Genomic DNA, 12,513 nt, shown 5'->3' with positions numbered 1-12,513 from the left:
CGGAAAACCCCATCTCTCCAAATCGCCCCCAGTTCCGCTTCTTACCAAAACCACCCAGACACTCACCCATGCTCTCCCACTCCAAACACCTCCACGTCTTGAGGCCTCTCCATCGCAATTCGGATTGGGCGCACGATTCCACCCATCCTCGCAATCTCCTCCTGGCGCAACGAATCGCCCACAAGATCATGCATCTTGGCCGAATCCTCACGTTCGATCTCGCCGTCAGGGTCCGAGCCGATCGCCTCCTCAATTCCCATGCTCTCCCTGCGACTCCGAACGGCAAGTGTCGTTCCCGCAATCGCTCCTTCCCCGATTTCCCCGCGCCAAACGAACCCAGTCGACCCCGCGTCGATCCCCGAAACGAACCTGAGATTCTCACCCGAACTCTTTGCCATTTCACAGGTTTCGCCATCCGCCTCGCCTCCCGTTCCAGCGCACCGGGGGGCGGCCCCCTGACGAACCGAGGGATGTTCAACCGCACTGGCAGGGGTCTGGATCTCATCCGCGACCGTGCCGCGGCCTCCTGGGACTGGCGCGGCTGTCCCGGCGCGAAACGAACCCATTGCCTTTCCCCTTCATTCCCGAAACGAACGACCAGGTCTTGCCGTAACCTTAGAATCAGGAGGACGATCAGTCCAAACCGCTGCACCATTCTCCGCGCACCCAACGGCGCAATCGCCGCGCACCGGCGAGCGATCGACGAGCTGAGCGGCATTTCTCGCATTCAGGCCGAGGGCCGGTATAATGGCCGTCACGCTCCCCCGGGATTCCTGGTTTCGGAGCCGGTGCGTCTCGACCTCGTTTCCGATCCCGCACGCTGGTTCAAGACGCCCGAGCCGATTGAGACACTCACCATGCCGCTCACTGTGGTCATCGATGACGACCGTTCTGTCCAGCATCTGGTCGGCCAGGCGCTCAAGCCGCTGAAGGTCGATGTGCAAACTGCCTCGACCGCTGACGAAGGGCTGGAGCTGATCCGCAAGCATGCGCCGGATGTCGTCTTGCTCGACATCATGTTGCCGGAAACCTCAGGGCTGGAACTCTACCGCCGCGTCTTCGACCTCGACCCGAAGTTGCCGATCATCTTCATCACAAGCCTCTCCTCGGGAGAGACGGCGATCGAGGCCATCAAGCTCGGCGCGTACGACTACATCCACAAGCCGCTCGATGTCGAGCAGCTCCGCGAGAAGGTCAGCCAGGCCATCGAGATCCGCCGCCTCATGCACGAGCCGGTCGTCTTGCCCGACGCCGGCACCGAGCGGAGCGAGGGAGAACTGCTCGTCGGCAACAGCCAGAAGATGATGGAGGTCTACAAGGCCATCGGCCGGGTCGCCCCTCAGGACGTGACCGTCCTGATCCGGGGGGAAAGCGGCACCGGCAAGGAACTGGTCGCCCGTGCCATTTACCAGCACAGCCGACGCACCAGCGGCCCCTTCCTGGCGATCAACTGCGCGGCCATTCCCGAAGGGTTGCTCGAAAGCGAGCTGTTCGGCCACGAGAAGGGGGCCTTCAGCGGCGCGGTCACCACCCGCATCGGCAAGTTCGAGCAGTGCGACGGCGGCACCATCTTCCTCGACGAGATCGGCGACATGTCTCCGGTCCTTCAGAGCAAGGTCTTGCGACTCTTGCAGGAGCGGCAGTTCGAGCGCGTCGGCGGGAACAAGACGATCAAGGTCGATGTGCGGATCATTGCCGCCACTCACCGCGACCTGGAGAAGATGCCCGAGGAGAAGTTCCGCTCCGACCTGTACTACCGGCTCAACGGCTTCGTCATCAACCTGCCGCCGGTCCGCGATCGTGGCGACGACCTTTTGATCCTGATCGACCACTTCCTCAAGCGCTTCAACCGAGAGCTGAGCAAGCAGGTCCAGGGCCTTTCTCCCGAGGCCCTGAACCTGATGATGCGCTATGACTGGCCGGGCAATGTCCGGGAGCTGCAAAGCGTCTTGCGTCAGGCTCTGCTTCAGTCGACCGGTCCGGTCCTGATTGCCGACTTTCTGCCGACCGACGTCCGCACCGGCCGTCGAGGAGAGCCGACCGCCTCGGCCGCCGATGCCGGCTCCGACCTCGACCGCTTCATCCAGGAACGGCTCGACGCCGGCTCGAAGAACCTCCACGCCGAGGCCATCGAATTCCTCGAAGCCTTGCTCATCCGTCGCGTCCTTACCCGCACCGGCGGGAACCAGTCACGCGCCGCCGAGCTGCTCGGCATCGCTCGCGGCAGCCTCCGCAACAAGATCCGATCGCTCGGCATCTCGATTGACCGTGTCGTCGGTGATGCCGACGACGAGAACGACGACACGAAAGCCTGAGCCTGCGCCCGACCAGGTCTTTGTTTTGACCACAAACACATCAGAATAAACCAAAACGTCTGAACAAAACGCCCAGAAGAAATCAAACATCAAAACTCTTTGACAATTGATAAAGCTCTCTGCTCCATTTGCCCGACGTCATGCTTCTCCCGCCGTCGAGTCTCGATCGGCCTTCAGCACGTCTCGCAAGCGTTGGAGCTCGGCAACGAGGTGCTCGACCGCTTCGGGGGCATCGACCAGTCGGTTGTCTCGGCCGATCTGCTCGACACGCCCGGCGGCTTGTCTGGCCGGTCCCGAGCCGCAACTGGCGGTCAACCCTTTGAGGCTGTGAGCGGCCCGTTCGACCGCCCTGGCATCGTCGGACAGTAAGCCTTGGCAAAGCTGGTCGAGCAGCCCCGGGAAGTCTTCGAGGAAGAACCCGATCATATCGCGGAATAATTCCTCGTCGCCTCCCAGCCGCTTCACCGCGGCCTGACGGTCATAAACCGGGGTCTGATCGTGATGCACCTGTTCCTCCTGCGCGGGTTCCGCCACCGAGGGCTTCGCATCGGTCGAACCCGCAATCTGAGTGTCGGTGTGGGCGTTGAGGTTGGCAACGGTGTCTGGTCGAGGGCCGTTCCCGGAGGAAGCAAGCGTTCGCTCCGGCAGCGTGTTCTGACCCGAGCGACCGTTGGATCGAAACCCATAAGACTCGATCACATTCAGAAGCTCTCGAATGTCGATTGGCTTGGCGAGATAGTGATCCATTCCAGCCTGAAGACACCGCTGTCGGTCGGCCGGCAAGGTGTGGGCAGTCAGGGCGACGATCGGTACATTCGCGGTGTTCGATCCGTTCAGGGCCCGGATAGCGCAGGTGGCCTGAAGTCCGTCCATGACTGGCATCTGGAGATCCATCAAGATCAGGTCGTACCGCGATCGGCGAGCCAGTTCAACCGCCTCTCGACCGTTGGCGGCCAGGTCAACCCGATGCCCTCGGCGCCTGAGCACGGCCAGGGCGAGCTTCTGGTTGGCGGGCGTATCCTCGGCCAGCAAGATGTGCAAGGAACGCTCCGGAGTCGACCTGGGTGGAGCCGGCGACGGCCCGCGTTCCCCCTTCTCCGCCTCGTGGGTTCGGGGACCGGGTTCCAGGGCCTTGACGATCGCATCCAGCAGCCGAGCGGGGGTGATCGGCTTCTCCAGGACAGCCTCGACCTCGGGAATCCTCGCTTCTGCGATCGAATCCGACGAGCGATCGGCCGGCGATTGCATCAAGATGGTTGCACCGGCCAGTCCTTCTCGATGGATGCGGGACGCCACGGTGACGCCGTCGAGGCCCGGCATCCGGGCATCGACAAGGACCAGAGGAAACGGCTCCCCTCGATTCACGGCCTCGGCCAGCAAGGCCAGCGCGGTCGAGCCATCGGAGGCGGGCACCGGCCGCATCGACCAGCCGGCCAGAATCGACTCGGCCGCAGACCGACTGGCCGGGCGATCATCAACGACCAGGACCGGCAGACCACTCAGGTCGGGCAGGGAGGTCGAGGGCCTCGGCTCGTCCTCAACCGCGTTTCGGAACGGGATGAGGGCGCGGAACCGGCTGCCCTGCCCCGACTGGCTTTCCAGATGGAGCTCCCCCCCCATCAAGGTCACGATCTGTCGGCAAATCGACAACCCCAGCCCGGTCCCCGAGTACGGCCGGGTGGTCGAGGCGTCGATCTGGGTGAAGGGGGCGAAGATTCGGCCCTGGTCCTCGGCACTGATCCCGATGCCCGTATCGGCCACCTCGAACCAGACGCTCACCTCGTCCGGAGCGGCCCCCGGGTCGTCGCGCTGGTCGAGCCCGACGGTCAGGGTAACGTCTCCCTGCTCGGTAAACTTGATCGCGTTGTCGAGCAGGTTCACCAGGATCTGACGAAGGCGACGGGCATCTCCGACCAGAACCTCCGGCACGGCGTCGGCCACCTCGGCTGTCAGTTCCAGACCTTTGCGAGAGGCCCGGTCGGCCAGCGGCCGGATGACCCGATCGAGCATGGCCCTGAGTTGGAAGGGAGCCGGGTCAAGGTCGAGGCCGCCGACCTCGATCGAGGAGTAATCGAGCAGGTCGCTGAGCAAGGCGAGCAGCGCCTCGGCCGAGTCCTGGGCCGTGGCCAGGTAGTCGCGGAGGATCGGATCGCGCTGGCCGGTCATGGCCAGTTGATTCATGCCGAGAATGGCGTTCATCGGGGTAATCAACTCGTGGCTCAGAACGGCCAGGAACTCGCTCTTGGCCCGGTTGGCCGCCTCGGCCCGAGCGATCGCCTGAGCCAGCTCGCGCTCGACGATTTTCTGTCGGCTGAGGTCGAGCACGAACGCGGCCCAGTCGAGCCCTCCCGGATCAATGAGAGCCCCCCCGACCAAGACCGGGACCGCTTGGCCGTCGGACGTCATGTAACGCTTCTCGAAGGGCGGCAGTGTTCCGGTCCGGAAGAGCTGAGCAAAGCGAGGCACATCGTGCTCACGTTCGTCCTCGGGGGTGATTTCGGCCACGCTCAACCCCCGATTGGCCAGTCGATCACGCGGGTAGTCGAGCATCCGGAGAAAGGCATCATTTGCCTCGACGATCATCTCGTCGCGGCCCTCGATCACGCCGATCACGCCAGACTCGGCCAGGCGGCGGAACCGGGTTTCGCTGGTCCGGCGTGCCCGGAGCGCCTCGCGAGCTTCGGCGGTCGACAGCTCCGCGCGGGCTCTCGCCTGGTGCAACATCTGACAAACCATGCAGATGATCAAGCCTTCAAGGACGAATGCCAGGACCAGCGTGATCGAACCGGGACCGGAGAGCCAGAACGTGCCGACCGGCGGCAAAAAGGCCACGATCGACGCGACCACCGAAAGTCCGAGCGCCATCAGGCCGGGCAACAACCCGCCGTACCAGGCACTGACCGTCACGGCACCGGCAAAGAACAGAAACGGGCCGAACTCCTGATCGGCCAACGGATCGATGACCCATCTCAGGACAAACGCCAGGGTGACGCTCAGCAAGGCGATCGCATAGCGGGGAACCATATTGGCGTGACGCATGATGATCCAAAACGTGCTTCGGCCATCTCAATAAAAGTCAATCAGATGAACGCGACGGTCCATTTAGGCGTTGGCTCGTCGCGGTTTCCAGCGATCGACCTCTCCCGTGACTTCCTGCAGATCAAGTTGGTTGAGAATGTCCTGGAACCGTTCGGCGATGTCGCGGCGGTCGTATTCCTCGACGATCGTCTGGCGGCTGCCTCGTTCGATCATGACCGCCTGACGAAGCAAGGCGGCGCCATCGGTCAAATTATCCACACGCGAGGCAATCAGGGCGATGACCTCAAGCAAGCGGATGGTCAGGGCCGTGTCGTCGGCGCCGTACTGGCGAATCTGGTCAAACGCAGTGTTGATGATGCCGCCGAAGCGGGTCGCTCGGGCGATGACCCGGATTTGTCCGTCGCTGTCGAAGCGTTTGCGGGAAGGGATTTTCCGTCCCACCAGCAAGCACATCGCGGCTCCCAGCCGATCGACGCAGTTGATGGCGGTAAACGGGTCGTTGTTGCCAAGGGCCCGCACGGCAATCTCGACGAGCTGGCTGATCGAGAACTCGACATCCTCGGGAGGGGTTCGCTGCACCCCGATCAAGAAGACGCTTCGGAGCCGACGCTCGACCTCTTCATCCACGCGATCGGGCGGCCAGACCAGGCCCACCGAACCGCCCGCCACCACGAAGTCTCCGGGGCGTTGATCAAGCCGCATCACGAGCTGAGCTTCCGAGCAGATCTGAACAAGAACTTCATGGTCGATGAACTGAAGATACCCGGAGACAGCCACCGTCAAGGGCCGAGCCTCGTCCTCAAAATCCGGGGGCAGATCATCGTCGATCGCTTCACGATTGGTGGGATGCCCGATTGTTTCGACCGACTCTCGAGCCTCGGGGAAGTGGCGGCGGATCGACCGCTCCAGCTCTCGAGCGACCGAGTCGATCACGTTTGGTGCCTGGATGGCCTGGGCGACGTGGTGGATGAAGTAGATCAGCATCCCCAGGCAGACCATCGACAGGGCAACGCCAAGCCAGATCGAGATGACCGGGGCGAACGAGGTCGGCTCGGGCAAGGCGGCCCAGACCTCGGCATCGGCATCGCCCGTCCGGGCTGCCGACGCGGCGCTCGGCCCTGGATCGTTCGCGCCGCTCTCGATGGCCAGCAGGACCATCACGCTGTAAACGAACGTGGCGAGAAACGCGCCGAGCACGAGCTGCGTGCCCATGTCGGTCATGAACGTGCGGATCAGGCGTGGGCCAAACTGATCGGAGGCGAGCGTCAGGTTGACCATGGCGATCGAATAGACGATGCCGACAATCGTGATCATCGAGCCGGCGATCATGCCCAGGATGGTCCGGGATTCCTCGGGGCCTCCCTGGGAATACCAGTGTTCGATCACGCGACCATCGCTGTAGAGGAAGCTGTCCAGCTCGATGGCTAGCAGCGCCAGGACCACCGCCATCAAGACCATGATCGAGGGAACGAACAGGTAGCCCGACCTCAACCAGTCCCAATGATAGCGGAGCCGCATCGTTCCTCCCGGGTAGGTCAGGCGGGAGGATCGAGCGATGCGAGCCCCTGGAGAACTGGGGTTCGGAACTGACGAAGATCCTGGATCGTCTCGCACAGGTTAATCCTGATGTTCTCGGATGATGGCCGCCACACCTTCAGGATCGGGGATCGCCCGGGCCCGGATCTCGATGGTATCCTGACCGGCGCTCGACACCCGAAGGTCACCGATGTTGAGCATTCGATAGACCACCGATTGATCAATCTGAAGGTTGCGGACATCGTCGTGGTTCACCTCGCTGGTGGCCTTGGCGAACAGTCCGGTCCGCAGGATCGTCCGGCGGTTGGTCACAGAGAGGGTAACGAAGAGCGACTTGAACCACCAGTAAACCAGGTCGAGGGCTCCAATCACCGCGGCGGCCAGACCGCCCCAGCCCAGCCAGGGGTTGGTACTTGCCATCCCCCAGAACATGGCGACGATGCCGGCGATGATGATCAGGATCGAAGCCGACGTCTGAAAAACTCGACGCCTGAGCACCGCCGGATGCAAGACGATCAGCACGCGTTCCTGATCGACCGGGTTAGTGACCTCCGGTGCTCCCCCTTTGCGGATGACCGAGCCGGCCTCGTCGTCGCTGATCGGAAACGAGGGAGGAGCCTCGACGCGAAACGGCCGCTCGCATTGGGGGCAGTTGACAACCTGGCCGAGCATCTCGTCTCCAATTTCCGCCTTCGCCTGGCAATGCGGACACTTGTAGACAAGACTTGACTGCTGATTCATCGATCCCTCTCCCTCACCGGGGATGCTACGGAGATCGGGCCGGCCCGACGGAGTTCCGATTGGTGCGGTCAGACCTGCCCATGAAGGAGCTGTGCGGCGAGCTTCGCCGTGAGCCGCCCTCGGGTCTCACTCTTTGTCTTCGTGAAGCCAGCTAGAGCAATCGCCGTGCCAAGCGTTCCTGCTCAGCGATGCCGCGCAGCTGAACGCCTCCTGACCGCTCTGAGCCGTGAGTGACCAGGCTACCTCTGCGCGGAGGGCAAACCGGCATCGATGGCAATCGCGTCGACGTGCCAACCGTCACGCTGTTCCCGGACGGGATCGCGCGTTTCTTCTCATATTCAACCCTCTCGTGAGGGACACCCTCAGCATTCCCGCGACGCGAGCCGAACCGGTCTGATCGAGGGATCGTCAAGCGCGGCTGTCTTTACGAGTGGGCCAGCACCATTCGACTGTCCCCCATCGTCAATGCAACACATGATTCTGACGAGACTCCTCCGCACGCGAGCCAACTCGCAGGATCGCGGGCAAATGACGTCGACGGGTGACGGGCCTCGCAAATCGTGAAACTTTGGCACACGTCTTGCTCTCTGAATCCAGCGACGGATGAATTTGGAGGTGTTGATAACACCGACAATCACAACCCGTAACCATGACTCACGACTTCCCCGACCTTAACCGGGGAAAAGGAGACTCTTATGTTGGGCTGGGCGATTACCTTTCTGATCATCGCGTTGATTGCCGCGGTTCTGGGATTCGGCGGAATCGCCGGCACGGCTTCCTGGATTGCTCAGGTGCTGTTTGTCGTGTTCCTGGTCCTGTTCATCGCATCCTTGATCTTTGGACGGACGCGAGGACCAGCCGCCTGAGGTCGGGGCCTGTTCCCTTTCGCCCCGATGATCCGTCCGGCGCGGGCGGACCCCGCGCCGGGTGGGGCAAACACCAGATTTCGAGGAATCACCGATGGCAAAGAATCTGCATGTGGTGCCCCACGAGGAGCGTTGGGCAATCAAACAGGAAGGAGACGATGGAATCGTCTCGGAATACTCGACCAAGGAGATCGCGGTGGAGGAAGGCGAGAGCCTTGCTCGGGACCGCGAAGTCAATCTCATCATCCATCGACAGGATGGTGTTTTTGATCACGTGTTGAACTTCACGGAAACCAACGGTCAAGCTGGGAATGGCCGAGAGCGGCTGGATGAGCGCCGGATGACCCGCACCATCAACGACGAAACGATTCGCCTGCACGATGTCACCTCGGTCGGCAGCCGTGTGAGCTGGAGCGCCTTGATGGCCGGAGCGGTCGTGGCGCTGACGGTTTATGTGTCGCTCGGAACGCTGGGCGTGGCCGTTGGCCTCTCGACGGCAGGGACCGACGCTGTCGGCGGCAGCACGTTGGCCATCGGCGCGGCGATCTGGGCTGCCATTTCGCTGCTTGTCGCGTTGTTCATGGGTGGCTTTGTCACCAGCCGAAGCACCGTTGGCGAGCGGAAGGACGAGGCGATGATCTACGGCCTCTTGCTCTGGGGCACGATCTTCGTCGCCGTGGTGGTGCTGACCGGCCTCGGGCTGAATCTTGGAGTCGGCGGGATGCTTCAGCAGGTGACCGGGCCGAACGTGGCTCCGACCCTGACCGAGGCGCAACTGGTCGATGCCGGATTGACGAATCAGCAAATCGCCGACGTTCAGGCGGCCCAGGCTCAGAGCAGCAATGTCCGGGCGACCACGGCCGCCTGGTGGACCTTCGCGACCCTGATCGCATCAATTATTGCCTCGATCGCCGGATCGTTGATTGGTGCCGGACCTCAGCTTTCCCTCGAAGACCTGAGGCGTCGGCGCGATGCGGGGCTGGCGGTTCGACCCTCCTGACCGAGAACGGAACCAGACCACCCCCCATTGATCGATCTGACGAGGAGGACATCTCATGGATCTGATTCGACTCTTGTTGGCCATTGTGCTGCCACCCCTGGGAGTGTTCACACAGGTGGGCATCGGTTTGCACTTCTGGCTGAACATTCTGCTGACCTTGCTCGGCTACATTCCGGGAGTCATCCATGCGGTCTACGTGATCGCCAGCGAATGACCCGAGCCCTCAGCGGGCCGATATTGAATCCGAAGATCGAACGACGGCCGCCTTGCCCTTTCGGACGCTCCGACGGGCAAGGCGGCCGTCTGGCGTTGCGCGGGATTGCCCGGCCAGCACGCGCCCCGTATCATGGCGAAGCCCTCTTCTCGGCAGTTTCCGCCCATGTTTCATCGATCGATCCGAAACAAACGATCATCGGAGGATGAGTGTGACCATGAGCGTCCGCTCGACAAGGTTCCTTCGCGTGTTGCTCTGTCCGGTGCTGTGTTGCATGGCCTCGTCGAGCTTCGCGGCTGACGACGACGACCGTCGGTCTGGCCTCTCGCACCGGGTCCCTTGGCATGATTCTCGGGTGGTTGGTTCTCCGGAGCCGCCGCTTCCGTACCGCCCTGAACCGGCCTTCCCGAAGCTGGAAATCTTCCAGCCCTTGACGTTCGACGCCGAGCCCGGCCGAGACGCCTTCCTCATCATCCAACACCACGGTTCCTGGTCTGCGCCGAGTACGATCCTGCGCATTCCGGACGACCCGAACGCCGCCGATCCACAGGTGGTTCTGGAACTCTCAGGCATTGCCTACGAACTGGCGTTTCATCCCGACTACGCGCGGAACGGTTACCTGTTCGTCGGCCAGAACGTTTCGAACGGCGAGGAGCCGGTGACGCGTGTCTCGCGGTTCACGGTCGATCGGGAGCCGCCGCACGCGATCGACCCGGCGTCGGAGGTGGTCATCATCGACTGGCCTTCGAACGGCCATAACGGTGGCGCAGTGGACTTCGGCGGTGATGGGATGCTCTACATCACCTCGGGCGACGGCACAGGAGACTCGGACACGAACTTCCGAGGGCAGGATCTTTCGGAGCTGACGGCCAAGGTCTTGCGGATCGACGTCGATCACCCGGCTCCCGGTCGGAATTACGCGGTTCCGCCCGACAACCCGTTCGTCGATCGCCCCGGCGCCCGTCCGGAAACCTGGGCCTACGGAATGCGCAATCCCTGGCGGATGACCTACGACGCAACGCTCGATCAGCTCTGGGTCGGCAACAACGGCCAGGACCTCTGGGAGCAAGCCTACCTGGTGACCCGAGGGGCGAACTACGGCTGGAGCGCGTACGAAGGAAGCCATCCGTTCTACCTCGACCGGATGGGGCCGGACCCCCTGACTCCGCCAACTGTCGAGCATCATCACTCCGAGGCCCGATCGCTGACCGGCGGCGTCGTCTACCACGGGCAGGCGCTTCCCGAACTCCGGGGAGCGTATGTGTATGGGGATTACTCGACCGGCAAAATCTGGGGCGTTAAGCACGACGGCCGCCAGGTGACATGGCATCAGGAGATTGCCGATACGTCGTTTGCGATCAGCGGTTTCGGCCTCGACAAGGACGGCGAACTGATCGTCATCGACCACCTGACCGGGTTTTATCGTCTGGTGCCGCAAGCCGACGACCGCCCGGACGCCCCGTTCCCGACCTTGCTGAGCGAGACGGGCCTCTATCGGTCGGTCGCGGATCGACAAACGCATGAGGCCTTGATTCCCTACGAGGTCAACTCGCCCCTCTGGTCCGACGGCTCGATCAAGCAACGCTTCATCGCCATTCCCGGTGACCCGAACGAGGCAACCGTTTCGCTACGAGGCTCGGGCCAAGGGTGGGACTTTCCCGAGGGGACGGTGCTGGTGAAGGAGTTCGCCCTGGAATTCGAGGCCGGCAACCCTGCCTCTCGCCAGCCCATCGAAACCCGGTTGATGACCCGACAGCAAGGGGAGTGGGTCGGCTACTCGTACCTCTGGAACGACGATCGGACCGACGCCGTGCTCGTCGGCAAAGAGGGGCTCGACCGCTCGTACACGCTGAGCGATCCCGAGGCGCCCGGCGGCGTCCGAACGCTCGCGTGGCATTATCCGAGCCGCGCCGAATGCATGGTCTGCCACTCTCGGGCGGCGAATTACGTTCTCGGCCTCTCCACCGAGCAGATGAACCGGACCGTTGATTACGGCACCGCCGGCCTTGCCAACCAGCTTGCGACGCTGGAACGGATCGGCCTGTTCAAGGAGCCCTTGCCAAACCGGCCGGAGGCGTTGCCGAAGCTGGTCGATCCGAGCGACGACACGGCACCGATCGAGGCTCGGGCCCGATCGTACCTGCACGCCAACTGCGCGAGCTGTCACGTCGAGGCGGGTGGCGGAAACGCGGCCATCAACCTTCGGCACGATGCCCCGCTCGATCGGCTCCGCCTGGTGGGTGAAGCACCAACGCAAGGGGATCTGGGAATCGCCAACGCCCGACTGGTCGTACCGGGTGAGCCCGAGCGTTCGATCCTGTATCATCGGATCGCGCGTCGAGGTCCACAACAGATGCCGCCGCTCGCAACCACGCTCGTCGATCCTGAGGGCGAGGCCCTGATCCGAACCTGGATCGAGCAGCTTCACGCACCGAACGCGACCCAGTCCGGGGCCGAATAGCGTCACGATCCGATCACGACAGCCCTCGATCGGCAGGCCGATGTCAGTCACTCGCACTGGCATCGGCTTTTTCATGCCGACTCGATCACTCGGAACCTGAGAATCCTTCAAAGCCCCAGTTTCAATCAGGATCGGCAGGAAAAAATCGCCAAAAAACGTCGTTTTCGACCCGATCTCTTCCTTGACTTTCCTGAACCCAGGCTGGCAGGATGGTGTTTGCTTGAAAACCACCGGTCTGAGTGATGTGGTGCCGCGTGCTTTTGAGCGAGGTCGAGGCCCGACGTGTGGGATGACGTGTTGTCTCACCCGTTTCGCAGAGAGTGTTGCGTCTGATTGCAAAC

At 62.7% G+C, this 12,513-nt stretch carries 9 protein-coding genes; 5 read left to right on the top strand and 4 right to left on the bottom strand.

Going from position 1 to position 12,513, the window contains the following annotated elements; genetic code table 11:
- Positions 1 to 62: 62 nt before the first annotated feature.
- Positions 63 to 260 (bottom strand): hypothetical protein, encoded by a 198-nt coding sequence (locus GA615_RS02040; protein WP_152049576.1) that lies wholly within the window; start codon positions 258 to 260, stop codon positions 63 to 65.
- A 597-nt stretch (positions 261 to 857) separates the two neighbouring features.
- On the opposite strand from GA615_RS02040, the gene GA615_RS02035 reads away from it, so the two are divergent.
- Positions 858 to 2,315, top strand: a complete 1,458-nt coding sequence (locus tag GA615_RS02035; RefSeq protein ID WP_152049704.1) for a sigma-54-dependent transcriptional regulator — start codon at positions 858 to 860, stop codon at positions 2,313 to 2,315.
- Positions 2,316 to 2,453: 138 nt separating this feature from the next.
- On the opposite strand, the gene GA615_RS02030 is transcribed toward GA615_RS02035, so the two are convergent.
- From GA615_RS02030 to GA615_RS02020, 3 genes are all read right to left on the bottom strand, one after another.
- The gene (locus tag GA615_RS02030; RefSeq protein WP_152049575.1) at positions 2,454 to 5,354 is read right to left on the bottom strand and encodes a hybrid sensor histidine kinase/response regulator; all 2,901 of its coding nucleotides are present in this window, start codon (positions 5,352 to 5,354) and stop codon (positions 2,454 to 2,456) included.
- A gap of 63 nt (positions 5,355 to 5,417) precedes the next feature.
- Positions 5,418 to 6,872, bottom strand: coding sequence for a DUF2254 domain-containing protein (locus GA615_RS02025; RefSeq protein WP_152049574.1), 1,455 nt, complete (start codon positions 6,870 to 6,872; stop codon positions 5,418 to 5,420).
- A gap of 99 nt (positions 6,873 to 6,971) precedes the next feature.
- Positions 6,972 to 7,631 carry a PH domain-containing protein gene (locus tag GA615_RS02020; RefSeq protein ID WP_152049573.1) on the bottom strand — a complete coding sequence of 220 codons (660 nt, stop codon included), beginning with the start codon at positions 7,629 to 7,631 and terminating at the stop codon, positions 6,972 to 6,974.
- Between the two features lie 695 nt (positions 7,632 to 8,326).
- On the opposite strand from GA615_RS02020, the gene GA615_RS02015 reads away from it, so the two are divergent.
- From GA615_RS02015 to GA615_RS02000, 4 genes are all read left to right on the top strand, one after another.
- Positions 8,327 to 8,497: a DUF1328 domain-containing protein gene (locus tag GA615_RS02015; protein WP_152049572.1), complete on the top strand. Its 171-nt coding sequence runs from the start codon at positions 8,327 to 8,329 to the stop codon at positions 8,495 to 8,497.
- A gap of 94 nt (positions 8,498 to 8,591) precedes the next feature.
- Complete coding sequence (locus GA615_RS02010) at positions 8,592 to 9,497, top strand: DUF2188 domain-containing protein (protein ID WP_152049571.1); 906 nt, start codon at positions 8,592 to 8,594, stop codon at positions 9,495 to 9,497.
- A gap of 55 nt (positions 9,498 to 9,552) precedes the next feature.
- Entirely contained in the window at positions 9,553 to 9,711 is a 159-nt protein-coding gene (locus GA615_RS02005; RefSeq protein ID WP_152049570.1) for a YqaE/Pmp3 family membrane protein, read from the top strand.
- Positions 9,712 to 9,928: 217 nt separating this feature from the next.
- Complete coding sequence (locus tag GA615_RS02000) at positions 9,929 to 12,172, top strand: PQQ-dependent sugar dehydrogenase (protein WP_161602112.1); 2,244 nt, start codon at positions 9,929 to 9,931, stop codon at positions 12,170 to 12,172.
- Positions 12,173 to 12,513 lie beyond the last annotated feature (341 nt).

This window comes from Tautonia marina (assembly GCF_009177065.1).
In the GTDB taxonomy this organism is placed as follows: domain Bacteria; phylum Planctomycetota; class Planctomycetia; order Isosphaerales; family Isosphaeraceae; genus Tautonia; species Tautonia marina.
This window is presented reverse-complemented; position numbering and strand designations above follow the sequence as displayed.